We start from the raw sequence: 26,390 nt of genomic DNA on the forward strand, positions 1-26,390 counted from the left end.
TCAGGGTCGAGGGTCGAAATACGTCGCGAGCGAGGAGCCGAACGCCGGCGCAAGCTCGGCAACCTCCTCGCCGACCAAGACCGCATAGTCGTCTTCCAGTGCGGTCTCGATCTGTGCGCCGAGACCGACCCCGAACAGTTCCTCGGACTCCAGAAAGTCGACCGCGTCGGTGAAGTCGCGCTGGCGCTCGACGACGTACCGGTCGCCTGCGAGGAACGGCCCGTACGGTGCCGTTTCCGCATCGTCGGCCTGCCCGGCGTAGGCCTCGAAGAAGCCTTCGGCGTGCTGCCGGACGTGGACAGGCGGGCCGTCGTGGCGCTCGATCGCCGGCAGCGAACGGTGGGCCAGTTCGACGAACAGGACGGCCCGGTCGTCGGCGAACGTCGTCGCGCGGATCGGTCCGAAGCCGCGTCGGTCGAGCGCATCGCGGACGCCCGACAGCGACTTCTCGAGTTGGGGATAGAGCTGGTCGTCGACGAGGTCGGGAGCGTCGAACACGATCGCGACGGGGACCGTACCGCGGCGCTCGATGTGCGCCCGCACGGCGTCGGCGTCCAGCGGTTCTGGCGATCGCGGCTCGAACAACCCCTCACTCGGCGCGTCGAGGAACGCCCGTGCGTAGTGCTGGAGGCGAGCAACGTTCTCGGCCGCGCAGACCGCGGCGACGTTCCGGTCCGCGTCGGTGGGATCGACCACCACAAGCGGGTCGTCGTGGTCGGTGCTCCCGTGGGCTTCGGGATCGAACGCGACGGGCGGGTGCCAGTCGGCGGCCGATTCGAGGAGGGCCTCGAACCCGCCGGCTTCGAGGACGAGCAGTTCGGCGAGGTAGCCCGAGAACCCCCGCGTTCTGAGGTCGCTGCCGTAGGCGCCGATCCCCTTGAGAAACTGCTTGAACACGCGGACCTCGCTTGCGAGGTCGTCGTCGATCCGCTCCCGGAGGTAGGCGTTGTGGTGCGGCGTCCGGTCGACCGCCGACTGGAGCGACGCCCCGTCGTCGACGTCGTAACAGGGCACGAGGTCGACGTCGAAGCCCTCGAACTCGCCAGTGACGTAGGGGTGCTCGGCGTACTCCTCGTGGCCGTCCGGCAGGACGGCGTTCCCGATCTCGAGGCCGTAGCGCTCCAAGGTGTCGCGTTCGATCGAGGGCGGGAAGCGGACGAACAGATCGATGTCGCGGTCGCCCGCGAGCCACGTGCCCCGGGCGGTCGAGCCGACCTGGACGATGTCGGCGTCCACGGACAGCGAGTCGAGTTCGGCCTCGACCCGCGCGGTGAGCGCCGCCACCGCGTCCCGCATCGCCGCGCGCTCGGCGGCGTCGGGCGTGACGCGATCGCGAACGGTCTCGATCACCCGGCGGCGGTCCTCGGCGTCGGCCATCGTTGTCGCGGCTTCGCGGGGCGGCGGCGAAAGGGTGTCGGTCCGGCGGCCGAGGGGGGGAGAGGCCGGTGTGGCCCGTCACCGTGCGGTGAAAACGAAATCCTTATCATAGTACCTCGGTCTACGAACGTGTGCACGCAGTGAGCCGTCGTAGCTCAGTTGGTAGAGCACCTCGCTGTTAACGAGGTGGTCCCAGGTTCGAGCCCTGGCGACGGCGTGGCCCCTTCTCTCTCGCGATGTGTCGCACCCGTGGATACCCACCCCCGAGGTCGTACACATATACCGCCGCCGCCGCTACGGGTGAACGTGTCACGACACTCGGAGACGCCGGCCAGCGACCCGTCGGCAGCGGCAGCCGATGCAGACGAGACGCAGCGGACGACGACAGCTCAGCGGGACGCTCCGCGTGCGATCGACGTCGACGGATTGGAACTGACGTACGGCGACGGAACCGAGGCGGTCAGCGGCGTCGAGATGTCGATTCCCCGCGGGGAGTTCTTCGGCTTCTTGGGGCCGAACGGCGCGGGCAAGACGACGACGATCAAGGTGCTCGCGACGTTGCTGTCGCCGACGGCGGGCGAGGTCCGGGTCAACGGCTTCGACGCCCGCACCGAGGGGCGAAAGGTGCGGTCGTCGATCGGCTATATGCCCCAGGAGACGAGCATCGATCCGGAACTCACCGCTCGCGAGAACGTCCGCTTCGCCTGTGAGGCCTACGGCGTTCCGCGGGGCGAACGGGCCGACCGAACCGACGAGTTGCTCGATCTGGTCGACCTCGTCGACGTCGCCGACAAGGAGGCAGAGGAGTTCTCCGGCGGGATGAAAAAGCGACTGGACGCCGCGACGGCACTCGTCCACGAGCCGCCGCTGGTCTTCCTCGACGAGCCCACGACCGGCCTCGATCCGAAGGCGCGCAACCGCCTGTGGGAGTACTTCCGTCGGATCAACGACGAGGGGACGACGATCTTCCTGACGACGCAGTACCTCGAAGAGGCCGACCAGCTCTGTGACCGTCTGGCGGTCATCCTCGACGGGGAGATCGTCATCGAGGGGACGCCCGCCGAACTGAAACGGGAGGTCGGCGGCGAGGTGCTGGATATCGACGTCGCCGGCGACGCCCACGCCGAGACCGCGGCAATCGCGCGCGACTTCGAGCCCTTCGCCGATGCGACCGTCGAGACGACCGACGAGGGCATCAGCGTGACCGCGCGGTCGGCCCGCCAGCACGGCACTGACTTGCTCGTCGCCCTCAGGGACGCGGGCGTCACGGTCACCGGGTTCAACGTCCGGGAACCGACGCTCGACGACGTCTTCCTCGCGATCACCGGCGAGCCACTCGACGAGGAGACGCCCGACGAGGAGGGCGGGTCGTGAGCGCGCGCGAGGATCGAGCGGTCGGCGGCGGTGTCGGCCCGTCCGTCGAGCGCTCTACGAACACGTTCCTCGGGGACGTCTGGGTCAACTTCAAGCGCTGGAACCGCAAGGCCGTCCGCAACCCGTTCGTTCTGGTCATCTCGCTCGTCCAACCGATCATCTTCCTGTTTCTCTTCACCGAGGTGTTCGGCACCGTCGCGGGCGACGCCGTCAACCGCGGGATTCCGGGGATTTCCTACGAGACGTATCTCGTTCCGGCGATCGCGATCCAGGTGGCGCTGGCCGCCGCGGTCACCTCCGGCGTCGGCCTCGTGAACGACATCGAGAACGGGATGTTCGAGAAGGTGCTCGTCTCGCCGATGAACCGGGCGGCCGTGTTCGCGGGGAAGACCGCCGCCGAGGTGTTCCGGATCGCCGTCCAGGTATCGATCATCCTCGGACTCGGCGTCCTCCTCGGGGCCGAAATCGCGACCGGAGTCGTCGGTGCCGCCGGGATCGTCGCGGTCGGGGTGCTGTTCTCGCTGTGGTTCGTGGCCTTCTCGAACGTGCTGGCGGTCGTCACGCGCGATCAGGAATCGACGATCATCGGCGCGAACCTGCTGCAGTTCCCCCTCCTATTCCTCTCCAGCGCGTTCCTTCCGCTGTCGGTGTTGCCGCCCTGGATCCAGACCTTCGCCGCACTGAACCCCGTCACGTACGGCGTGGATGCGGCGCGAGCGCTGATGCTCGACCGCGACGTGATGACCGTCGTGGAGACGTCGGTGTTCGAGGGCACGTTGAACGCCGTGGTCCCGGGCGTCGCCGTCCTCACAGCACTGGCGATCGGCCTGGGAGCCGTCGCGGTGACGCTCCTCTCGCGGGCGACCAGTTCGGACGTGCAGTGAGCCGAGAAGAAGAAATATCTTATTTCTGTAACAGTATGCTATAGATAAGTTATCTTATGTAATATGTACTTTTAGAGTTGTTTCTACGAACCCCGACATCCGCTGTAAATCTGTTTCGCTCAGAAGATAGCGATATTGTACTATCTCGATAATTGATTGCTTTCAGATAGTTCGACGCCGAGAGAGGATTCAGGACTCGTGGGGAGTCGGTGCCACGAACTGCCCGTCTTCGAACTCGATAGGGGTGGCCTCGGCTGCGACCCGGAGGTCGTCGCGTTCGCGGGCTTCCGCGAGGAGAGCGGGCGAGGCGTACATCCGATCGAGGCGCATCGTGTCCGTCACCCGCAGGACGCGGGCGTCCTCGGGGCTGACGACGCCGCCGGTCGAGAGCGCGACGAGCAGGCCGGCCCGGTCGGTCTCGACGACCGGCGGGAGCCGCACCCCGCGGACGGTGCTGGCCGTGATGGCGTTGATCAGCGTCTTGTCGGGTTCGAGTCCCGTGAGGACGTCCTCGTGGACGACGTCGGCGGAGCCCATCCCCATCGCGTTGCCGTGAGTCGTCTCGGTGAGGCCGCGGGTGAAGATCCGCTTGATGTCGGGCGTCTCCGGGGCGGGTTCGTTGATCGCGAACGGCCGGCGGCCGATCACGTTCGTGTCCATCCCCTGCCCGCTGACGTCCTTGCCCATCCGGTCGATGACGACGGCGTCGAGTTCGTCGAACGGCAGCGTGGGCATCAGTTCGTAGGCCGTCTCGAGAAGTTCGGCTTCGCGGTCAAGGAACCCCTCGGGTCTGATCCCCTCGATTATCCCCGTGTCGTCGTGCTGGTCCTCGACGATCGCGACGCCGCCGACGACCGGGAGCTCGGCGAGGAGTCGCTCGGTGATCTCGGGGATCATCTCCCGGAGGCTCCAGTCGACGGCCCAGTCGTGGGCGATCTTCGCGCCGCGCTGCTTGCCCATTCCGATCACGAGCATCTTCGAGAGCCCGCTCTCGACTCGTCCGTCGAAGTCGGTGTGCGGCTTGACGCGGTTGACCGGGAGGATCGCGTCCGCACCCGCGGCGTTCGCGTCGGCCACGACGGCGACGTCGCGCTCGTCGGTGCGTCCGATCTCGACGACGTCCATACTCGACCGGATCTCACAGCCGACGCTCGACTCGGTGACACCCAGCGCTGCGAGTTTCGCTCGCTGGCCCTCACCCGTCGCGCCGCCGTGGCTCCCCATCGCGGGAAAGACGAACGGCTCGTAGCCCAGGTCCCGCACAGCGGCGACGACGCCGGCGACGATCGTCGAGAGGTTGGCGATGCCGCGACTCCCCGCGCCGACGGCGACCTCGCCGCCGTCGGGGACGCCGGACCAGTCGAGCGACTCGACCGCCTCGCGCGTCGCCGCGTCGAGGTCGGCCGGGTCGATCGGATCGGTCTCCCACACCTGCTCGAGGACGCCCATCTCGGGCAGCGCCTGGTCGCCGGTCGCGTCGCGAACGACCGTCTCGGGCACCGACAGCGAATCGCGTTCCATACCCACAGTGGTTCCGGTGCGGGTATAAACGTACGTTCCGGCCGGGCGTCCCGAACGTACGTTCCGGCCGGAGTGGCCGTTCCGTCCGAAACGGCCGTTCCGAACCCACACCGCGCCGTGGGAGTTTATATCCGCCGGGGCGACGTACGGACCGATGATACGGAATCGCGAGTCGCTCGCGACGACGGACGCCGAGGAACTCGCGCTCGAATGCGTCGAAGCCGGGATCGACGCCGCGACGCCGCGCCGCGTCGTCGATGCCGCAGTGGAGTCGTCGGGCGAGTGGCTCCGGATCGCCGACGACGAGTACGACCTGAGCCGATACGAGCGCGTGTTGGTCGTCGGTGGCGGGAACGCCGCGGGGCACGCGGCCGCAGCGATCGAAGACGTGCTGGGTGATCGGATCGACGACGGCCTCGTCGTGACCGACAACCCCGTCGACACCGACGTCGTGAGGACCGCGCCCGGGGGTCACCCGGTCCCGACTGCGGAGGGAGTCGAGAGCACCCGCAGGCTGCTGGAGTTGGCCGCGGAGGCCGGTGCCGAGGATCTCGTGCTCGCCCCGATCACCGGCGGCGGGAGCGCGCTACTGGCGGTACCCGCTGATCCGGTCGGGCTCGAGGACCTCCAGCAACTCACCGAGTCACTGCTCGATGCCGGCGCGACGATCCACGAGATCAACGCGGTCCGGAAGCACCTCTCGGCGATCAAGGGCGGCCGACTCGCCGAGCGCTTCGGTGACGCGACCGTGGCCGGACTGCTCTTCAGCGACGTCGCCGGCGACGATCGCAGCGTGATTGCCAGCGGGCCGCTCGTCGCCGACGGGACCACCTACGCGGACGCGGTGGCCGTCCTCGAGGAGTACGGCATCGACGCGCCGGACCGCGTCGAGCGCCGGCTCCGTGGTGGGGTCGACGGCGACTACCCGGAGACGCCCGGCCCATCCGATCCGGCGTTCGAGACCGTCCGCACGTCCGTCATCGCCAGCAACGATACGGCGCTGTCGGCGGCCGCCGAGACGGCACAGTACCGCGGGTTCGAACCGCTGCGGCTCGGGTCGCGGATCCGCGGCGAGGCCAGGGAAGCGGCGAAAGCCCTCGTGGGGATCGCGGAGTCGGCCGCGGCGACCGGGACGCCGATCGAACCGCCGGCGGTACTCCTCTCGGGCGGCGAGACGACCGTGACGATCCGCGGCGACGGAACGGGCGGACCGAACCAGGAGTTCGCTCTGAGCGCGGCGCTCGAATTGGCACGGTCCGGGGAGGTTCGGAGTGGTGACGAAGGCGGAGAGACGGCGCAGGACGACGAGCGCGCGCGGGTGACAGTCGTCAGCATGGACACCGACGGCATCGACGGCAACGCCTCGGCGGCCGGTGCGCTCGTCTCCTCGCGGACGGTCGCCGACGAGCGTCGGGCGCGGGCGGCGCTCGCCGACAACGACGCGACGGCGTACCTCGACGCCCGAGACGCCCTCGTCGAGACGGGCGCGACGACCACGAACGTCAACGACCTGCGAGTGATCGTCGTCGAGGCCCCCTGACGCCGAGGCGAGTCAGTCCAGCCCCAGCCGGTCTTTCGTGCTCTGTCGGTCGAGCTTTCCGCTCGGTGTCCGATCGATGGCGTCGACGAACTCGTACGTCCGCGGCCGCTCGTGGTCGGCGACGCGGTCGCTCTCGAGCATCCACGCGTCGAGGTCCTCCGCCGACAGCGCGTCAGACGCCCGCTCGACGATGGCGGTGACCTTCTGCCCGTACTCGGGGTCCTCGACGCCGACCACGGCCGCGTTGACCACTTCGTCGTGGTTCTCGAGCGCCTCCTCGATGCTCTCGGGGGTGATCTTCACGCCGCGCGATTTGATCTGGAAGTCGATGCGGCCCTCGATGTAGAGGAAGCCCTCCTCGTCGAGCCGTCCCCGGTCGCCCGAACGCCACCAGCCGTCCTCGAAGGCGGCGGCCGCGCGCTCGTCGTCGCCCCACATCCACGGCGGCGACTGGTAGCTCTTGACCGCGATCTCGCCGTACTCGTTCGGCGGGCGTTCGTCGTCGATCGAGCCGTTGGGGTCGACGATCCGGACTTGGGTGCCCGCCTGAGGCTTGCCGACGCTCTCGATCCGCTCCTCGGTGAGTTCGTTGTTGTAGAGGATCGTCGAGTGGATCTCCGTCGACCCGTAGGACTGGGTGACGTTCCCGCAGATCTCCGAGCGGAGCCGGCGCAGGGTTTCGGGGTTCAGTTTCTCGCCCGTCGAGGCGATACTCGACAGCGAACTGAGGTCGTAGGCGTCGGGATCGCTGTCGAGCACTTCCTTCCACATCGTCGGGACGAGCACCGCGCGGGTGATCCCGCGCTCCTCGACGACGTCGAGCCAGCGCTCGGGGTCCCAGTCGGCCATATAGTACGTCGCCTCACAGCCGAGCAGCGACCGCGTCAGGAAGCTCGTCCAGATGAGAAACGAGGGCCGATTGACCACGAGCTGCTTGTCGTTCCGGGAGTAGCCGGACCGCGTGGCCAGCTCTCGTCCCTTCAGGAACATCGTGCGGTTCGTGTGACACCACCCCTTCGGACGGCCCGTGCTGCCCGACGTCCACGCGACGGTCACGATGTCGTCTTCCTCGGCGAGCACGTCTGGCTCTGTCGGCGTCGCATCCGCGAGGGCCGGAGCCAGCGGCCGCTCGTAGGCGCGTTCTGCGTCTCCCGTCGTGAACACGGTCGAAACGGGGGCGAGCACGTCTTCGCTCACGCTCGCCGCAAACGAATCGGCGATGTCGCCGTCGACGACGATGACCTTCGGCTTCGTCTGGTCGATGGCGTACCGGAACGCCTCGGGAGCGATACGTCGATGCAGGTTCGTCGTCACGGCACCCGCCTTCAGCGCCCCGTTGAACAGCACCGCGTGCTGGACGGACGGTTTGCTGTAGAAGGCGATCCGGTCGCCCTTGCTGACGTAGTCGCTGAACAGGTCCGCGACGCGCTTACTCCGCTCGTCGAACTCGCCCCACGTCACCGATTCGGTGGCGTCCTCGAAGGCGATTGCGTTCGCGCTCTTTTTCGCGTTGTGCGCCGAGAGATCCTTCAGCGCCGGCAGTTCGTTGTGGATTCGCTGCATCCTACTGCTCGAGGAACTGGGGGAACAGGCGCTTGTGCGGCGGCTCGATGTCGTACACCTCACAGAAGTTCCCGCCGAGGATCTTGTTGAGTTCGTCCTGCGGGACGCCGTGGTCCATCGCATACTTGTTGAGCATCCGGAGCGACGTGCCCCAGTAGTCGGGCTGGTGCGCCGGGAGGCCCTTGCTGCTGTACTGCTCCCAGCGGATCGACGGGAAGTCGTTCGGGCTCTGTGGATCGTGGGAGTTCGCGACCATCGACGCGCCCCAGTCGGTGCCCCACATCAGTTGATCGGGGCCGATGTCGGGGTCGTTCATCGGTCGGTTGAGGATGTCGTCCCACCACAGACCGACTTCCAGATAGACGTTGTCGTGCTGTTCGGCCACCAGACAGGCCCGCTCGACGTTGTACTTCCAGTGGCCCTGGATGCCGCCGTGCTCGAAGACGAGGTCGACGTCGGGGTACTCCGCGAGGATGTCGGTCGCGTTGAGCGGATCCCGCCAGTCGGGGAGTTTGTCCTGTTCGCGGAGTCCGCCGGCCTGGTAGCCCGAAGCCGCGCCGGGATGCCACCGGATCGGGACGTCGTGCTTGGCGGCGACGTCGAAGTACTGGCGGATCTCCTTCTTGCGCTCGCGCCAGGTCATCCGCTCTTCGAGCGTCGGGTCCGACGGCATGAACTCGCCGATACCGACCATCCCGTCGTGTTCGAGCACCTCGTCGAGTTCGGCAGCGGCGCGCTCGGTCGACCACTCTTCCTCTCCGCGCAGCGCGGCCTTCTTCGTCTGGACGGGGTATGCACAGGAGACGAACCGGTCGGGATGCTCGTCCATAATTTTCATATTGATCTCGTTGGTCATCCCGAAGGCGGGGAGGAGGAGACACATATCGACCCCGTAGCTGTCCATATCGTAGACGAGCCGCTCGGAGTTGTCGTAGACGACGACCGGATCGTCGTCGGTCGCCTCGTCGGCCGGGGTGGCGGTGTGCATCAGTTCCCCGAGCCGGGCGTACTCTGCGTCCTCGTCGTTCTCGTCGAACTGGACGGCGTGGCGCTGTGGGTGAACGTGCGTGTCGACGACGAATCGTCCTAACTTCATACAGCCACCGACGGCGAGGTAGCGATAATAAGCTTTCCGTGCTTTATCCGTGTGCGAGCGCGCCGAAACGGCGTTACGGATATGAAACAGCGCGGGACACCACCGTCGCGGGCCCACTCGCGCGGAACGGCGCTGCCGATTCAGCAGCGATCGACGAACGCGCCGATGACCGCGAGTTCCTCGTCGTCGCTGATGCGGTCAGATTCGAGACAGGCGTGAATCACCTTCCGGACGAGTTCGGGGTCGTCGAGCGGCGGGTCGGATCGGCACGTGTCGTCGGACGCTCCAGTCCCGTCGCTCTCGGTGGATGGTCCGTTCTCATCGATGTCGGTCGCTGCGCCGTCCGATGCCGGGAGGTCGCGGTCAGCGAAGAGCGACTCGACGAAGGACTGGCGGTCCGCCCAACAGAGCCCCTCGACGGCGCTGACGCGGCGGTTCACGGTCGCACAACTCACCCCGAGGACGTCCGCCAGCTCGCGCTGGGTGGCCTGAGGGTGCTCGGCGACGGCCGTCAGCGTCTCCAGTTCCGTCTCGGTGAGGGCTGCCACGTCGGGTACCTCGTGCTGCGCGTCCGTGACCGATTCCGGTTCGGGTTCGGCCGATGGCACCGGATCCGCCGGTGTCGTGTCGGCGTCGTCGGACGGCGCTGTGGAGTCCGACGCGTCGGTGTCGGGCGACGCGGACCGGTCCTCGGCATCCGAGTCCGTCGGTTCCGCGTCGGCGTCTCGGTCCGGTGTTTCGCCGACGTGTCGCTCCGCCGGGTCGCCGTAGTTCTCCAGAACGCGCTCGACGAGTTCCACGGAGGCACCCGACACGACGTTCGAGATCTCCGTCAGCGACGCACCCGGATCGTTCCGCGCGGCGTCGAGAATCTTCTTGTGGATCATCGCCGTCGGGAGACCGGGACGAGGGCCGCTCTCGACGTTGTCGGCCTGCGGTGAGTTGCTCATCGTCGGTCGAAGTCGAGTGGGGGTTGCCGGTTGTACACGATCATTGTTTATCGATTGAGACTCAGGTGCATCAGCATACCCATTGATAATGCAAGTCTTTAATCACCCGCCACGGTGTTGCCGAGGAGCTTCTCCAACCCGCGACGGAGCCGGTCGGCGAACGCCTGTCGGGAGATGTCGAGTTCGGCCGCGAGTTCAGCCAGTGAGACCTCGCGGTCGGGGCCGTAGTATCCCCGTTCGTGCGCCAACACGAGCGCCTCTCGCTGTCGATCGGTCAGTCCGTACTGATCGGCGGCGTCGTCGCCCTCCTGGTAGATCCGATCGAGACTGAACGACAGCCCCTTGGCCTCGCAAGTGCGCCGGAACTCCGAGAGGGCGTCGCGAGTCGGGACCTGCGTGCGGAAGTGGACGCCTTCCGTCGTCGAGGTCGCCCCGAGGAAGACGATGTCGAACCGGGAGGCCTCCGGGTAGGTCATCATCTCCTTGGCCTCCTGGGTGAAGTTGAGTCGGTAGAGGCGTCGCTGACCGACCGTCGTGAGATGCGAGAAGCTGATGACGTAGGGGTCTTCCCCCAGTACCGTTTCGAGACGGTCGAAATCCCCGCCCGTCGCCCAGAACACGTACTTCGGCTGGGTGCCCTCGAGCAACTGGAGGTCCTCCATCTCGAAGCGCATCTCCGGGACGGCCTCGTGGGTATCTTTCAACATCGGAGAGTCGATCGTGTACTCCGCGATGAAGCTCATACGGGCCCCTGCACCTACAGCGAATTAACGCCCGCGACTGCACCCGGGGGTCGCGAAACCGCAGTGAGACGACGGTCGGCCGGCGGCCGTCCGGACTGCTGCGGGTGCAGCCGTAGTCGGTCGAAGCTCAGACTTGATTAGTCAAATTTGAATATATTATAGATAAATTACCTTATTGTGACGTTATATTTATCTAAGGCTATTCTGCCCCTAAAGAGACAGATCTCACTGATAATCTATTCGATTACTCTGGTACTTTTTGTTTCCTCCATAGGAGTGTATGTTTTCTATTGACTTGTTTGCGTAGTAATCAAGCGTTTGGACTGACACCAGCGGATCGACGTCCAGTCGCTCCTCACAGCCGTCAGGAGTCGGATGAGGAGCGCAAACAGTTTGCCGGGCGTGGGAGCTACGACATCGAGGGGTCGCTGCCGCGCCAGGACCGCCGACCTCGCCCGGTGGGGCGTTCCATCACTCAAATAACACTGACAAAATTCATTATGTATGGTATGCTGCGTTACGGTGTCTTATGACGAGCACCTACGACTACGTGATCGTCGGCGCGGGATCGGCGGGTTGTGTCCTCGCGAATCGGCTGTCAGAAGCCGAGGACAACGACGTGCTGCTTCTCGAGGCCGGCAAGCCGGACGAGAGACCGGAGATTCACAACCCGACGGCGTTCCCCCAACTGATGCGGTCGGAAGTCGACTGGGACTACTGGACGGTCCCGCAGGAAGGGCTCAACGGTCGCGAGGAGTACTACGCCCGCGGCAAGACCCTCGGTGGCTCCTCGGCGATCAACGCGATGATGTACGTCCGCGGGAATCCGCGGGACTTCGACGAGTGGGCGGACCTCGGCAACGACGGCTGGGGCTACGAGGAGATGCTGAAGTACTTCAAGCGGATGGAGGATTTCGAGGGCGGTGAGACCGAGTACCACGGGGCTGGCGGTCCCCTGCGGGTCGAGCGGGAGGACCCGTACGGCGAAGTCACCGAGGCGCTGATCGACGCCGCCGTCGAGGTGGGCTTCGACCGCAACGAGGACGTCAACGCCGGTAAACAGGAGGGGATGGGGCCCATCCACCTCACCGTCGAAGACGGGACGCGGCAGAGTACGGCCGTCTCGTACCTCCATCCGGTCCTCGACCGGGAGAACCTGACCGCACAGACCGGCGCGCAGGTCACCCAGATCAAGTTCGACGGCGACACGGCCACGGGCGTCACGTACCTGCAGGAGGGATCCGCACACAGCGTCGAGGCCGCCGAAGAAGTCGTCCTCTCGGCCGGCGCAGTCGACACGGTGAAACTGCTCCTGCTGTCGGGCATCGGCCCGGCCGACGAACTCGCAGCGCACGGGATCGAGGTCAAACACGACCTCCCCGGCGTCGGAAAGAACCTCCAGGATCACCTTGTCGCGTCCGCCTCCTACGAGTTGGAGGCCGATCCCGAGATCCAGGACGGCGAAGTCCTCTGTCAGGTCACGGGATTCGAACGGATCAGTCCCGACCTCGCCAGGCCCGACATGCAGTACTTCCTCGCCCGAGTGTACTTCATGCGGCACGGCTTCGACAACCCCGACGGCCGGGGGATGACGCCCAGCGCGGTGCTGCTTCACCCGGAGAGCACCGGCGAGATCACGCTCGCCTCGGATGATCCCTTCGACGATCCGCGCATCGACCCGAATTTCCTGGCGGAAGAAGAAGATCTCGACACGCTCGTCGAGGGGCTCAAGCGAGCCCGCGAGATCGGCCACGCGAGCGCTCTCGACGAGTACCGCGGTGAGGAAGTCTGGCCCGAGGCTCCGGTCGAGCACGACGAAGACCTCCGGGAGCACATCCGTGAAACGGCGCAGACGAACTACCACCCCGTCGGGACGTGCAAGATGGGCGACGACGAGATGGCCGTCGTCGACGACGAACTCCGCGTCCACGGCCTCAACGACCTCCGCGTCGTGGACGCGTCGATTATGCCCGAGATCACGAGCGGGAACACTAACGCACCGACGATCGCGGTCGCGGAGAAGGGCGCCGATCTGATCCGCGGACGGGACTGATCGGGGCAGCGCGTCGAACCCGAACAGTTCACCGACCGAACGGGACACGACGCCGTCGACGGTCACCTCGCCGGTGTGCTACTTGCCGACAGGCACGGAGCAGTGGTACATCCGCGACCCCTCGGAGAACCCGATCGAAATCAACGATCCGGAGGTCGACGACATCGACGAGTCGCTCGTCCGCATCATCGTCGAACGGGAGGACGTAGAACCGGGTGGCGGGGGCGACAACTACGGCGAGTGCGAGTGCCACTCAGCGGAGGACTGACCAGGCGACCGCCACGCCGCGCGGCCGACGGCCGCCAAATCGAAGCACTGGTCGGCCGAGCACGTCGACCGTACTTTTAACCGGTGACTGACAGAGTACTCGAATATGATTCCGATCGATATGGACGGCGAGACCGCTATCGTCACCGGCGCCGCACAGGGGATCGGTCGCGGGATCGCGTCGCGCTTGGGCGAGGCCGGAGCGAACGTGGTACTCGCGGACATCCAGTCGGACGAAGTCGCCACCGCCGCCGACGAACTCGCGGCCGACGGCGCCACCACCGAGGCAGTGACCTGTGACGTCACCGACCCGGACGACGTGGAGGCGATGGTCGCGGCGACCGAGGAGTCCTTCGGCTCGGTCGAGATCCTCGTCAACAACGCCGGCGGGGCGGGCGGCCAGGCGCTACAGGACCTCGAACGCGACGCGTGGGAGGACGCGATCGACCTGAACCTCACGGGGACGTACAACTGTACGCAGGCGGTGATGCCCGGGATGCGAGAACGCGGCGAGGGCCGGATCGTGAACATCTCCTCGATGGCCGGCCGGAACGTCAGCGTCAACGGCGGGATCCACTACACCGCCGCCAAGTGGGGCGTCATCGGGTTCACCAAGCACGCCGCACGGGACCTCGCGCCCGACGTCCGCGTCAACGCCGTTTGCCCGGGCGGCACGCTCACACCGATGCTGGAGGAGGACATCGACGAGGCGTGGCACGAGGAGTACACCTCCCGCATCCCGCTCGGGCGGCTGGGGCACGTCGAGGACCAGGCCAACGGCGTCCTCTTTCTCGCCTCGGAGCTATCCGCGTATATGACGGGGACGGTGCTCGAGATCGACGGGGGCGGACAGCTCGCGGCAGGCCGGGACTGAGCGACCCGGTGACGCGTCGTCCACCAGCCCGTGACTGGCGATAAGCGAAACGGACTGCAGGCCAGTTTTGTGCCGATATTATTGTGAATCTACTACAATATACTACGCCGGCGTACACTGCTCGTCACCGGTCTTTTCGACCGGAAACGTCCCGATCGACGTCGGAAATCCTCGGCTTGATGATAAGATATTTGATCTATATTTTCGTAGATCGTTCGTCGAACGAGCCGCTATTTCGACGTATCTACCCCGATTAGAATCACGGGACTATTTCGACTCCGTCGATCGGGCCCCGCAAATCGCGATGGGAGACGCACAGAACGAGGGTCGATCTCCGCCCGGACTCCGGGTCGTAGCGCTGTTCGACCGCAGTTGATATTGTGATATTTTTGTATTTCTATAGCCGTCGATGACTGCCGGGACCTAGCCTATTGAGGACGAACTGAGGCGTTCGTTCAGGCGGTTCGGGTTCGAGCGAACCGTGGTTCGTGGCCGTGGGGATCGCTGCCACACCCGAGCGTTCCGGATCCTACGGTTTTATTTTGCCGTGCTCATTGCGCGAATGTATGCTGACACCACCGGAGACGGAACCGCTGACTCCCGAGGATCGAACGCTGATGGGCCCCGGCCCGAGCGAAGTCCATCCGCGCGTGCTCCGCGTGATGAGTGCCCCGCTCGTCGGGCACCTCGACGACTCGTTCATCGAGATTATGAACGAGGTACAGGACCTTCTGCGGTACGTCTTCCAGACCGAGAATCAGTGGGCCATTCCCGTGAGCGGGACAGGTTCGGCCGCGATGGAGGCCGCGTTCGCGAACGTCGTCGAACCGGGCGACACCGTCCTCGTGCCGACGAACGGCTACTTCGGTGGGCGGATGGCCTCGATGGCCGAGCGCGCCGGTGGGGAGGTCGCGTACGTCGACGCGCCGTGGGGGGAACCGCTCAAGCCCGCTGTCGTCGAGGACGCGTTCCACCAGCACGACCCCGACATCTTCGGGTTCGTCCACGCCGAAACGAGCACGGGGGCGCTCCAGCCGAACGTCCCGGAACTGACCGATATCGCACACGAGCACGGCGCGTACGTCATCGCCGACTCGGTCACGTCGCTGGGCGGCGTCGAGTTCCGCGTCGACGAGTGGGACATCGACGTCGCCTACTCCGGTGCACAGAAGTGCCTCTCGTGTCCCCCGGGCGCGAGTCCGCTCACGCTCAACGATCGGACGATGGAGAAGGTCCTGAACCGCGACACCGAAGTCCGGTCGTGGTACCTCGATCTCTCCCTGCTGGAAGGCTACTGGGGCGACGACCGCTCGTATCACCACACGGCCCCGATCACGAACATCTACGCGCTCCGTGAGGCGCTCCAGTTGGTCGCCGAGGAAGGCCTCGAAGCGCGCTGGGAGCGCCACGAGGCGATGGCGACCCAACTCAAGCAGGGCCTCGAAGCGCTCGGCCTCGAATTGAACCCCGAGGACGAGTACTGGCTCCCGTCGCTGAACGCGGTGCGCATCCCCGACGGGATCGACGAGTCAGCGCTGCTCAGCGATATGCAGGCCGATCACAACCTCGAAGTCGCGAGCGGCCTGGGCGACCTCGAAGGCGAGATCATTCGGATCGGCTGTATGGGGTACTCCGCGCGCACCAGCAACATCGAACTGGTCCTGTACGCACTCGAAGACGCGCTGCGGAACCAGGGCTACGAGCCGTAAGTCGAGCGGGAACCGCCCGCGTCGGTCGTCCGTGCTGATTTCTCGAACCGTTGTCGACGACCTCACCGCCGCGCTCGCCGGTCAGTCGTCGAGCGCCTCGGCGACCTTCTCGATCGGATGCGGTGGCTGTGACTCTCCGGGGCGGTCACCGAGTTGGGAGCGACACGACGCCCCCGGGGCGGTGACGACCTCGCCGTCGCTCTGTTCGACCTGTCTGAACAGGATCCGACCGATGGCCTGCGAGATGTCGTAGTGCTCGGCCTCGTAGCCGAAACTGCCGGCCATCCCGCAGCATCCCGAGTCGAGCGGGTCGACGTCGTACCCCGATCGCCGGAGGACGCCGACCGCGTGGTGGTCCTTGTTGGTCGCCTTCTGGTTGCAGTGACCGTGGTAGGTCAGCGATTCCGCCGGGGCGTCGACGTCGAGGCGGTCGTCGGCCCGCGTCAGGTCGAGGTACTCCATCACCCCGTAGGCGGCGGCCGCCACGGCCTCGACGTCCGGGCCGTCGAGGAGGTCCAGGTACTCGTCTTGGAACATCACGGCGTCAGAGGGCTCGATGAACGCGACGTGCCAGCCGTCGTCGACGAACGGACGCAGCGCCTCGACGTTGTGGCGGGCCCGCGACGTGGCCTCGTCCAGCAGGCCGGTTGAGAAGGCGGCGCGCCCGCTCGGTTCGAGGTCGTCTGGCACCCGAACGTGGACGTTCGCGGCCTCCAACACGTCGACCGCGGCCTTGCCGGCCTCCGGGTACGTGTAGTTGGTGTAGGTGTCGGGGAACAACAGCACCTTCCCGTCTGCCTCGTCGGCGGGGACGGCCGCGCCGCCGCGGCGGTCGAACCACGCCTCGAACGACTCGCTGCGGAACGTCGGCAGTTCGCGCTCGGGAGCGATCCCGAAGACGCGCTCCAGCAGGCGGCGACTGCCGGGGACGCTCGACGCGAGATTGGAGAGCGGGGCGAGTCGGCTGCCGAGCGCCGAGAGCGCATCGATGTTTCCGAACAGTCGCGAACGGAGGCTAGCGCCCTTCTCCTCGTGGTACTGGTGCTTTGCTTCCGCCTTCAGTTTCGCCAGGTCGACGCCGGTGGGGCAGTCGCTCTTGCAGCCTTTACAGCCGACACAGAGGTCCAGCACCTCGCGCTGGAACCGCTCGGAGTGGATTTCGTCCTCGCCGAGTTCGCCCGAGATGGCGGCTCGGAGCATATTCGCCCGACCGCGGGTCGTCTGGAGTTCCTCCTTCGAGGCGCGGTACGTCGGACACATCACGTCGGAGTCGGTCTGGCGGCACGTCCCGCACCCATTGCACAGTTCGACGAGTTCGGAGAACCCGCCCTCGTCTTCGAAATCGAGTTCGGACTGCGGTTCGATCGACTGGTACTCCGGACCGTACCGGAGGTTGTCGCGCATATCCGCGCCGACGCCGCGGTCGGCCTCCGGCCCGGGGTCGCTCGAATCCGATCGATAGACCACGTTCCCGGGGTTCAACAGCCACTCGGGGTCGAACGCCGTCTTCAGTTGCTTGAACGCCCCCCAGAGGTCCTCACCGTACATCTTGGGGTTGAACTCCGTCCGGGCCATCCCGTCGCCGTGCTCCCCGGAGAACGCGCCGTGGTGCTCGACGACGAGGTCTGTCACGTCGTCGGCGATGGAGTGCATCTTCTCGATGCCCTCGTTCGCTTTGAGGTTGAGGATCGGTCTGATGTGCAGCGTGCCGACGCCGGCGTGCGCGAAGTACGCCGCCGAGGTACCGTGCGCGTCGAGGACGTCCTCGAACTTCCCGACGTACTCGGCGAGCTCTTCGGGCGGCACCGTCGCGTCCTCGATGAACGGGTATGGCTTGGGGTCGCCATCCAGACTCATCAGGAGTGGAATCGCCGCCTTGCGGAGCTTCCACAGCCGATCTTGGTCCGACTCCGAGTACGCTTCGAGGACGTCGAACGCGGCACCCGACTCGACGAAGTGCGCGTTCGTGTCGTCGATGGCAGCCGAAAAGTCGGCGACGAGTTCGTCGTCCCACTCGAGCATCAGCGCCGCCGTCGTGCCGTCGGGGATCGGTTCGGCGTACTCGGCGTACCCCTCTGATTCGCGGGCCAGTCGGAACACTTCGTCGTCCATCAACTCCACCGCGCTGACCGGGAACTCGAGGGCCTCGGGGACCGCCTCCATCGCGTCGACGAGGTCGTCGAAGCAGTAGAGCGCCAGCGCGGTCTCCTCGGGCTTGGTCACGAGCGAGACGGTCGCCTCGACGATCACGCCCAGCGTGCCCTCGCTCCCGACGAACAGCTTCGAGAGATTGATCACCGTCTCGCCCGCGTCGTTCTCGTAGATGACCTTCTGGAGGTTGTAGCCCGACACCGAGCGCTTGAGGTTGGGGTAGCGCGCCTCGATTTCGTCCTTGTGAGTCTCGACGAGGTCGCGGACAGTCTGATAGATTCGCGCCTCCGCGTCGTCCTTCGCGACGATGGCGTCGTACTCGTCGCTGTCGAGGACGACCTCGCGGGTGTGGATCAGCGAGCCGTCCGCGAGGACGACCCGTAGTTCCTCGGTGTAGGCGTCAGTGATCCCGTAGCGGACCGAATGCGCGCCGGTGGAGTTGTTGCCGATGCCGCCGCCGATGGTCGCGCGGTTCGAGGAGGCGGGGTCGGGCGCGAACTGCAGTCCGTCGCGGGCGAGCCGGTCGTCGAGGTGGTCCTGAACGACCCCCGGCTGGACCGTCGCCCGCTTCGCGTCGGCGTCGACCTCGACGATGTCGTCCAGATACTTCGTGAAGTCGATGACGACGCAGCCGTTGCCGACCGTCTGCCCCGCCAGCGAGGAGCCGGTGCCGCGCGGGAGGATCGGGACATCGTACGATCGGGCGATCTCGACGGTCGCTTGGACGTCCTCGATCCGCGTCGGCAGTACCACGCCCGCGGGCCGGGCCTGGTAGATGCTGCCGTCCGTCGCGTAGAGGACCTGTGCGTACTCGTCGAACTGGACGTCACCGGCCACTCGGTCCCGGAGGTCCGCCGCCAGGGCCGCGTAGCGCTCGTCGTCTGGGCGGTCTGTCGACAGTGCCGCTGCCGACGTCTCCAACCCGGGCGGATCGTAGAACTCGTCTTCGACTGCCATTGTCGATGATAGTCGATGTAGAAATTAAAGCCTCGGGTGAAACGACGCGGTCGTCGCGGGGGCGTGTCCGCCGCCGACCGAAAGATATAGTGCGAGTTGCTAATCAGTGTCAATCTATGACGGAGCCAAGCGAGTCCTACGATTACGTAGTCGTCGGTGCGGGGACGGCAGGCTGTGCAGTCGCCACGCGGTTGTCCGCAGCCCCAGACAGGAGCGTGTTGGTGCTCGAAGCGGGCAAGCCGGATCACGAGCGCTCGATCCACGTGCCCAGCGAGGTCGGACAGCTGTTCAAGACCGACGTCGACTGGGAGTACTACACCGAGCCCCAGGAGGAACTGCACGGCCGGGAACTCTTCTGGCCACGCGGGAAGGTCCTCGGGGGATCCAGTTCGATCAACGCGATGATCCACATCCGGGGGCATCCCGCGGACTTCGACGGGTGGGCGGCGATGGGCAACGAAGGGTGGAGCTACGACGACCTCCTCCCGTACTTCAAGCGGAGCGAGAACAATCAGCACCGGCGAAACGAGTACCACGGGGTCGGCGGTCCGTTGAACGTCACCGACCTCGAGTCGCCGTACGACCTCTCGCGGGTCTTCGTGGACGCCGCCGCCGAAGTCGGCCACCAGCGCAACCACGACTTCAACGGCGAGCGGCAGGAAGGCGTTGGCCTCTTCCAGGTGACCCAAAAGGACGGCCAGCGCCACAGCGCGGCGGCGGCCTACCTCAAACCCGCGCTCGTCGAGCGGTCGAATCTCGACGCGCGGACGGGGGCACAGGTGACCGGTCTCCGGTTCGATGGCGACACTGTCGTCGGGGTCGAGTACGAGACCGACGGCGAGCGGCGGGCGGTGGCGGCCGCCGAGGAGGTCGTGCTCTCGGCGGGCACGATCAACTCCGCACAACTGCTGATGCTCTCGGGGATCGGCCCCACCGACCACCTCAAGGCGCACGGGATCGACGTCCGCGCGGACCGTCCGGGCGTCGGCCGCAACCTCCAGGATCACCTGTTCATCACCACGCACTACGAGGCCACGGGCGCGGAGACGCGTGACGACGTGGGGACGCTCGACGACGTCGTCGAGTTCCACACCCAGCGGTCGGGTCGCCTGACGTCCAACGGCGGCGAGGCCGGGCTGTTCTTCCGAACTGACCCGGACCTCGACCGCCCCGACGTGCAGTTCCACTTCGGGCCGGGATTCTTCATGCGGCACGGGTACGAGAACCCCGACGAGGGACGGGGGTTCTACATCGGCGCGACGCAACTCCGGCCCGACAGCCGTGGGCGGATCACGCTTCGCTCGGCGGACCCCTTCGACGATCCGGCGATCGATCCGCGGTATCTGACGGCTCCGGGCGACGTGGAGACGCTCGTGGAGGGCGTTCGCGAGGCGCGGCGGGTGGCACAGGCTGAGCCATTCGACGAGTACCGTGGCGAGGAACTCTGGCCCGGCGAGGACGCGCAGACCGACGAGGAGCTTGCCGAACACGTCCGGGAGAAGGCTCAGACGATCTATCACCCCGTCGGGACGTGCAAGATGGGCGACGGCGAGATGGCCGTCGTCGACGACAGGCTCCGCGTCCACGGCGTCTCGGGGCTGCGCGTCGCCGACGCCTCGGTGATGCCACAGATCGTCAGCGGCAACACGAACGCGGCGACGCTCGCGATCGGCGAGAAGGCTGCGGATCTCATCGCGGCGGACGAGTGACGGACGGCTCGCACGGACCGGCCTCGCCGGGGGGAGTGTGGTCGCCGCGGGAGTCGGCGCGGCCGTCGCGCTGCTCGTTGGGGCGGCGAGCGGGTGGGCCAGCGGGCTGTCCGTCGCCTTCCTGCCGCTCGCGTTCGCCGGGAGGACCCGCGCCGTCGTGCTCACCCATCTCCTCGCGGACCCGCTCGGGGCGAGTCGGCGCCCAGCCTCGCGGCGGGGTCGGCGACGACTGCCCCCGGCGCAGCGTTTCGGCGGACCGCGTCCTGGTCTCTGTGTTCGTACCGCAAAGAGCTTAAGAGCCTCCGTGGAGTGGCGGAGCGTATGAAACCCGGCCGGTTCATCGTCGAGCGTCTGCGGGCCCCCGAGCGGTACACCGACGAGAGCGAGTTGCGCCAGGACGGCCTGCCCCCGATCCTCGGCGGCGACGTCGTCCGGCTGTTCGACCACGAGGCGCCGCACGCGCGACTGTTCTCGCAGGTCGTCCAGGCATAATGCACACTCACGCTACCCACGACGTTGCGACGCTCAAAGAGATCTCGACGATCGCCGCCGAGAACAACCCGAACCGGGTCGCGTTCGCGGACGCGGCAGGGGGTCGGGAGTTGACGTGGTCGGAGTACGACGAGCGAAGCCGTCGGGCGGCGAACGCACTCTTCGAACACCTCCGACAGGGCGACCGCGTCGCGTTCCTGTGTGAGGCGTCGGTCGATCACGTCACGCTGTGGAACGGCGCGCTGAAGGCCGGGGCGATCGTGACGAACCTCCACACCAAGTCCTCGGCGGAGATGATGCGGTACTGCATCGACGAGGTTCGACCCGCGGTGCTGGTCCTCGACGAGGAGTACGCGGCGTTCTTCGAAGAGCGTGTCGCAGACGAGATCGACACGGATCTGGAGGCGATCGTCACCACAGGCGAACCGCAGGCCGAGTACGAACAGTCGATCGCGACGTTCCTCGACGGTCGCGACGCCACCGAGCCAGACGTTCGCGTCGAGGCCGACGACGTGGCCGCGATCCTCTGGACCTCGGGGACCACCGGACGACCGAAGGGCTGGTGTCACACCAACCGGGGGTTGCTCCTGAAAGGAATGAAAGAGCTGGCCCCGCTCCGGATCACGCGGGTCGTTCGGATGTTGATGGTGTTCTCGCCGTCGTTCGGCGCGTGGTACTCCTCGACGGTCCCCGCGATGCTCACGAACGCGAGTACGTACTTTATGCGCCACTGGGATCCCCGGGCCTGTCTCGAACTGATCGACCGGGCGTCGCTGACGAACGCCACCGCCGTCACGACGATGTGGCGGGAGGTGCTCCGAGTCGACGGCATCGAGGAGTACGACCTGGATTCGCTGCGTACCGTCGGCGTGACCGGCGAACCCGTCGACGAGGCGACGCTGTCGGCGATCCGCGAGCAGATCTGCGACTACCTGATCAACGGCTACGCCGCCACCGAAGTGGTCGCGACGTCGATCCACGATCCCGAGATGCGCGGGCAGCGACGCAAAAGCGTCGGCAAACCGGTCGCCGGAACGCAGGTCAAGGTGATCGAGGATGGCGGCGGTCTCGACGACGAACTCCCGCCGGGCGAGACCGGCGAGATCGTGATCAAGGGCGAGGACTGCGCCGTCTGGGCCTGGGGAGACACCGAGAAGACCGAATCCGCGTTCGAGGACGGGTGGTGGTTCTCGGGTGACCTCGGCTACAAGGACGAGGACGGCTACCTCTTCTTGGAGGGCCGGTCCGACTTTATGATCAAATCGAAGGGAGTGAAGGTGTTCCCCAGTCCGATCGAGGAGCGGCTCACGGAGCACCCGAGCGTCTCCGAAGCGGCCGTCGTCGGCGTCGACGACGAGGAGTACGGACAAATGGTGACTGCGATCGTCGCCCGGGGAGACGACGGCGTCACGAGCGAAGATTTAGACGAGTGGTGTCTCGAGAGCGACGAGATCGCGCGGTTCGAGCGGCCCCGCGAATACTACTTCGTCGATGGATCGCTCCCACGGACGGCGAGCGGGAAACTCGACCGGATGGACGCCGAGGCGATGATCGACGACGAGTGAGGGGCCATCGCAAGTGATCGGCGATCCGATCCACGTCGAGATCGTGCGTTCCGACGTTTCGTCCCGGCGTTTCGCCGGTGTTCGATGCGTTCCGTCTGTTACACGCGCGGGGTTTCGTCTCGGCACAGAGACGGGTGCCCGTCCGCCGACTGCGACGACCGAAAGAGCGTCTCGGTCGACGACGAAAACGACCCGAAGACAGACCACGAGAGCGCGCGCTCAGAGATATTTTATGATACAAAATCCGGATCCGACGCTCGCAGCTCGACCGGAGTCGGTCAGGGCAGACGAGCAGCGATAGTAACACGTGTACGTTTGGTATAGTTATTCCAGTAGCCGGCCGGTACCGGCGGACAGCCCTCAGGAGTACGTGAGTCTGAGTTCGATCAGATTCGCGACGTTCTTGATCTGACTGACGTACTCCTCGCGGTCCTCGTCGCTGTCGATGCGGTTTTTCGGGACCGAGAGGCTGATCGCACCCGCAACCGCGCCCGCTTCGGTGAGGATCGGAGCGCCGATGCACCGCAGGCCCCGCCAGTTCTCCTCGTCGTCGAAGGCGTGCCCACGCTCTTCGATCTGGTCGAGTTCGGCGGACAGTTCGGCCCTGTCGGTGATCGTATTCTCCGTGATTGCGGGGAGTCCGCGATGATCGATGATCGCCTCGATTCGCTCGTCTGGGAGGTGCGCCAGAATCGCCTTCCCGAGCGCCGAGTTGTGCAGCGTGACCTGACTTCCGACGTGAGTGTCGATGTCGACGGCGCTTTCGCCCTTAGCTCGATGGAGGACGACTGCCAAGCCCCGTTCGTGCGTCGCGAGCGTCGCCAACTCCCCGGTGTCGGCCGCCAGTTGGTCGACGTTCGGCTTCGCCGCCTCGTACAACGGCTCGTCGTTCCTGAGAACCCCACCGACGTTGAGGAACTTGAGACTCAGCCGGTACGTGTCGCCCTCCTTCACCACGTACTCGTGTTCTCGGAGCGTACTCAGGTGGTTGTGCACCGTGCTGTTGTGCAGTTCGACGTCCGCCGCCAGCGTCTGGAGGGTGGCCGAGCGGAGTCGCTTCAGCGACTCGACGATGGCCACCGTCTTCTCCAGAGATTTGATCGGGTGATTTGCTTTCTCGGTCATACCACAGCCCACCGCGGGCGGACACATTAGTTTTTACATTAGAAAATCTGAACGTTCCGGGTTCGAAACAGTAGTCTGTCCGGAGGAAAGCCTTCATATCGGCCATAGTGTACCGAAATCAGCCACGGATCACGACGCTATTGGGCGGACAAATTTGGTGTCACTAAATTTCGCCACACCCGACGCGCAAACGGCGAGCCGCCGGGAGACTGCCGGTCGGCGCAGTACTTTTAATAAGATTCGTGGAGTGGTTCGAGGTGGATTATGAGTCTCGACACCACTGACAGGCACTACGAGCGCGAGTTCGTACGGACGTTCTTCACGTCGCCGACGGCCGTGGAAGGTGAAGACGACTCGGCGAAGATGCTCCGGAGCGCGGCGCAGCTTCGGGGGATGCAAGCGCCCGACGTCTGGGTCCCGGACAACGAGGACGCCACTGCCCCGTCGATGCGCGCGGAGGGGATCGGAAACATCATCGACGTCGTCGCCGAGCACGGTGCGGATTTCCCTGGTGAGATCCACCCGCGGGTCGTCTGGCACCGCGAGGATCCGGCGCTCCGCTATCAGGGGTTCCAGCAAATGCTGCGGATTGCCACGGACGACAGCGACGCGATCGAGCACCTCGACGGGTTCGTCATCCCGGAAGTTGGCGACATCGACGACTGGAAGAAGGCCGACGAGTTCCTCACTATCGTCGAACACGAGGCCGGCCTCGAGACGGGCTCGCTCTCGATGTCCGTGATCGTCGAGTCCGGCGAGGCCGAGTTGGCGCTCGGAGACCTCCGCGCGGAGATGGGGAAACCCGCGAACAACCTCGAACGGCTGTTCCTGCTCGTCGACGGCGAAGTCGACTACACCAAGGATATGCGTGCGATGACGCGCACCGGCGGACTGCCGCCGTGGCCGGAACTCCGGCACAACACCTCCCGCGGGGCCAGCGCGGCCGGACTGATCGCCGTCGACGGCCCCTACGACGACATCCGTGACGAGGCGGGCTACCTCGCCCGGATGCGTGAGAACCGCGAGAAGGGGATGACGGGGATCTGGTCGCTGACGCCCGGCCAGGTCGTCGCGGCGAACACCGCGCCGCTCCCGCCCGAGGACGGCAGTTGGCTGTTGGAAGTCGACGGCGAGGAGATCGACCTCACGGAGGCGGACGGGAACCACGTCTACGACGGCGACGCGGTCGCCATCGAAAAGGCCGGCGAGGACGACTACGTGCTGTCGACCGGGAGCGACACACGCGAACTCGACGCGGACGAACTCCGCGAGGAAGTCGTGAATATGGCGGCGTACGTCCCCGGGATGGACGACATTGTCGACTCGATGGAGGAGTTCGAGGCCGCCAAGGAGGCCGGTCGCGGCGCGATCGCGATGACGCAGTCGGCGACGCTCGTGATCGACGGCGTGGAGATCGAGATCAGCAGGGACCGGATGTGGGACGAGGCGACCTACCAGGCCGCACAGACCCCGATCACGCTCTTCCAGGACGTCTACGAGCACCGGCCCGACCAGCACGAGGCACTCGAGGAGATGTACGGCGAGGACGTCGTCGAGCGCGCGACGGCCGTCGGCTCCTGAGCGCGGCGGCGAAACGCGGCGTTCCGTCGCGTTCCGGGGCGGAACGGTGTTCCGGTCGCGGCGGGAGCGTGGCGGTTTCAGCCCGGTCGCGATCGGGGTTACGCGTCGCCGGCGACGACCTCGTTTCGGAGGGTGCCAACGCCCTCGTAGGTGATCTCGACCTCGTCGCCCGGTTCGATCAGGCCCGGGTTCGCCGGACTGCCGAAGGCGACGACGTCGCCGGGGTGGAAGGTGAACCGCTGTGAGAGGAACGACACGATCTCGCTGGGACCAAACAGCATCAGTTCGGTGTTCGCATCCTGCCGGACCTCGCCGTTGATCGTCGTCTCTATGTCGATGGCCGACGGATCGAGATCGGTCTCGATCCACGGGCCCAGCGGCCCCGATCCGTCGAAGGCCTTCCGGGCGGTCCGACCGCCCTGATCGAGGGCGTCGACGTCGTTCATCATCGTGTACCCGCGGACGACCTGGGGGACCTCGTCGACGGCGACATCGCGGCACCGCTCGTCGATCACGGCCGCGAGTTCGCCAGCGTAGGTGAGTTCGTCCGTCCAGTCGGGATACCGGATCGGCGCACCGGGCCCTGCGAGCGAGGTTCGAGGTTTGATGAAGAAGTCCGGTTCGTCTGGCCGCTCGTAGTCCATCTGGTCCAGCGTCTCTGCGTAGTTCCGTCCGACGCAGTACATCGCCGACGGCGCGCAAGGGGCGACGAGCGAGCCGTCCCGTCCCACGACGTACTCGCCGTCGTCGGCGACGAGGACGCCATCGCTGTAGCGGCCGCGAACGATTCCGTCTGGCGTCTGCATCCGCGCGAGTCGCATATCGGACGGTCACGGAGCCGAAATAAATGTCTACTGTC

At 66.2% G+C, this 26,390-nt stretch carries 20 protein-coding genes and 1 tRNA gene; 12 read left to right on the plus strand and 9 right to left on the minus strand.

Annotation, left to right across the window (positions count from 1 at the left end; genetic code table 11):
* Entirely contained in the window at positions 1-1,377 is a 1,377-nt protein-coding gene (gene cca, locus BLU74_RS02270) for a CCA tRNA nucleotidyltransferase (RefSeq protein ID WP_089764688.1), read from the minus strand.
* A gap of 144 nt (positions 1,378-1,521) precedes the next feature.
* On the opposite strand from cca, the gene BLU74_RS02275 reads away from it, so the two are divergent.
* From BLU74_RS02275 to BLU74_RS02285, 3 genes are all read left to right on the plus strand, one after another.
* Positions 1,522-1,594, plus strand: a tRNA-Asn gene (locus BLU74_RS02275).
* A gap of 89 nt (positions 1,595-1,683) precedes the next feature.
* Positions 1,684-2,751, plus strand: coding sequence for an ABC transporter ATP-binding protein (locus BLU74_RS02280; RefSeq protein ID WP_139175584.1), 1,068 nt, complete (start codon positions 1,684-1,686; stop codon positions 2,749-2,751).
* The gene (locus BLU74_RS02285) at positions 2,748-3,635 is read left to right on the plus strand and encodes an ABC transporter permease (RefSeq protein ID WP_089764693.1); all 888 of its coding nucleotides are present in this window, start codon (positions 2,748-2,750) and stop codon (positions 3,633-3,635) included. Before BLU74_RS02280 ends, BLU74_RS02285 begins: the two co-directional genes overlap by 4 nt.
* 189 nt (positions 3,636-3,824) lie before the next feature.
* Here the strand turns inward: BLU74_RS02285 and BLU74_RS02290 are convergent, their stop codons facing one another.
* Entirely contained in the window at positions 3,825-5,156 is a 1,332-nt protein-coding gene (locus tag BLU74_RS02290) for a nickel pincer cofactor-dependent isomerase, group 22 (protein ID WP_089764695.1), read from the minus strand.
* Positions 5,157-5,310: 154 nt separating this feature from the next.
* On the opposite strand from BLU74_RS02290, the gene BLU74_RS02295 reads away from it, so the two are divergent.
* Complete coding sequence (locus BLU74_RS02295) at positions 5,311-6,696, plus strand: glycerate kinase type-2 family protein (RefSeq protein WP_089764698.1); 1,386 nt, start codon at positions 5,311-5,313, stop codon at positions 6,694-6,696.
* Positions 6,697-6,708: 12 nt separating this feature from the next.
* Here BLU74_RS02295 and BLU74_RS02300 read toward each other — a convergent pair whose 3' ends face one another.
* The 4 genes from BLU74_RS02300 to BLU74_RS02315 form a co-directional block, all read right to left on the minus strand.
* Positions 6,709-8,259, minus strand: coding sequence for a class I adenylate-forming enzyme family protein (locus tag BLU74_RS02300; RefSeq protein WP_175454538.1), 1,551 nt, complete (start codon positions 8,257-8,259; stop codon positions 6,709-6,711).
* Position 8,260: 1 nt separating this feature from the next.
* Positions 8,261-9,355: an amidohydrolase family protein gene (locus tag BLU74_RS02305; RefSeq protein ID WP_089764702.1), complete on the minus strand. Its 1,095-nt coding sequence runs from the start codon at positions 9,353-9,355 to the stop codon at positions 8,261-8,263.
* A 140-nt stretch (positions 9,356-9,495) separates the two neighbouring features.
* Complete coding sequence (locus tag BLU74_RS02310) at positions 9,496-10,305, minus strand: winged helix-turn-helix domain-containing protein (RefSeq protein WP_089764703.1); 810 nt, start codon at positions 10,303-10,305, stop codon at positions 9,496-9,498.
* Between the two features lie 98 nt (positions 10,306-10,403).
* Entirely contained in the window at positions 10,404-11,048 is a 645-nt protein-coding gene (locus tag BLU74_RS02315) for a helix-turn-helix domain-containing protein (RefSeq protein ID WP_089764705.1), read from the minus strand.
* 529 nt (positions 11,049-11,577) lie between these two features.
* Between BLU74_RS02315 and BLU74_RS02320 the strand changes: the two genes are divergently transcribed.
* The 4 genes from BLU74_RS02320 to BLU74_RS02335 all read left to right on the plus strand — a co-directional run bounded on the left by BLU74_RS02320 (position 11,578) and on the right by BLU74_RS02335 (position 15,951).
* Complete coding sequence (locus tag BLU74_RS02320; protein ID WP_089764706.1) at positions 11,578-13,101, plus strand: GMC family oxidoreductase; 1,524 nt, start codon at positions 11,578-11,580, stop codon at positions 13,099-13,101.
* Positions 13,102-13,183: 82 nt separating this feature from the next.
* Positions 13,184-13,369, plus strand: a complete 186-nt coding sequence (locus BLU74_RS02325; protein WP_175454539.1) for a hypothetical protein — start codon at positions 13,184-13,186, stop codon at positions 13,367-13,369.
* Positions 13,370-13,474: 105 nt separating this feature from the next.
* Positions 13,475-14,242, plus strand: coding sequence for an SDR family NAD(P)-dependent oxidoreductase (locus BLU74_RS02330; RefSeq protein ID WP_089764710.1), 768 nt, complete (start codon positions 13,475-13,477; stop codon positions 14,240-14,242).
* Between the two features lie 566 nt (positions 14,243-14,808).
* Entirely contained in the window at positions 14,809-15,951 is a 1,143-nt protein-coding gene (locus BLU74_RS02335) for a pyridoxal-phosphate-dependent aminotransferase family protein (RefSeq protein ID WP_089764712.1), read from the plus strand.
* A gap of 81 nt (positions 15,952-16,032) precedes the next feature.
* Here BLU74_RS02335 and BLU74_RS02340 read toward each other — a convergent pair whose 3' ends face one another.
* The gene (locus tag BLU74_RS02340) at positions 16,033-19,059 is read right to left on the minus strand and encodes an FAD-binding and (Fe-S)-binding domain-containing protein (RefSeq protein WP_089764714.1); all 3,027 of its coding nucleotides are present in this window, start codon (positions 19,057-19,059) and stop codon (positions 16,033-16,035) included.
* A gap of 116 nt (positions 19,060-19,175) precedes the next feature.
* Here BLU74_RS02340 and BLU74_RS02345 point away from each other — a divergent pair, with 116 nt between their 5' ends.
* The 3 genes from BLU74_RS02345 (at position 19,176) to BLU74_RS02350 (ending at position 22,825) form a co-directional block, all read left to right on the plus strand.
* Positions 19,176-20,768 (plus strand): GMC family oxidoreductase, encoded by a 1,593-nt coding sequence (locus tag BLU74_RS02345; protein WP_089764716.1) that lies wholly within the window; start codon positions 19,176-19,178, stop codon positions 20,766-20,768.
* 321 nt (positions 20,769-21,089) lie between these two features.
* Entirely contained in the window at positions 21,090-21,260 is a 171-nt protein-coding gene (locus tag BLU74_RS18760; RefSeq protein ID WP_175454540.1) for a hypothetical protein, read from the plus strand.
* Positions 21,260-22,825: a class I adenylate-forming enzyme family protein gene (locus BLU74_RS02350; RefSeq protein WP_089764718.1), complete on the plus strand. Its 1,566-nt coding sequence runs from the start codon at positions 21,260-21,262 to the stop codon at positions 22,823-22,825. Before BLU74_RS18760 ends, BLU74_RS02350 begins: the two co-directional genes overlap by 1 nt.
* A gap of 360 nt (positions 22,826-23,185) precedes the next feature.
* Here BLU74_RS02350 and BLU74_RS02355 read toward each other — a convergent pair whose 3' ends face one another.
* On the minus strand, positions 23,186-23,950 hold the full coding sequence (locus BLU74_RS02355; RefSeq protein ID WP_089765248.1) for an IclR family transcriptional regulator: 765 nt from the start codon (positions 23,948-23,950) through the stop codon (positions 23,186-23,188).
* Positions 23,951-24,214: 264 nt separating this feature from the next.
* On the opposite strand from BLU74_RS02355, the gene aceB reads away from it, so the two are divergent.
* On the plus strand, positions 24,215-25,531 hold the full coding sequence (gene aceB, locus BLU74_RS02360) for a malate synthase AceB (RefSeq protein ID WP_089764720.1): 1,317 nt from the start codon (positions 24,215-24,217) through the stop codon (positions 25,529-25,531).
* A 98-nt stretch (positions 25,532-25,629) separates the two neighbouring features.
* On the opposite strand, the gene BLU74_RS02365 is transcribed toward aceB, so the two are convergent.
* On the minus strand, positions 25,630-26,352 hold the full coding sequence (locus tag BLU74_RS02365) for a fumarylacetoacetate hydrolase family protein (protein WP_089764722.1): 723 nt from the start codon (positions 26,350-26,352) through the stop codon (positions 25,630-25,632).
* Between the last annotated feature and the right edge of the window lie 38 nt (positions 26,353-26,390).

The sequence above is a fragment of the Halobellus clavatus genome, assembly GCF_900107195.1.
GTDB lineage: Archaea > Halobacteriota > Halobacteria > Halobacteriales > Haloferacaceae > Haloquadratum > Haloquadratum clavatum.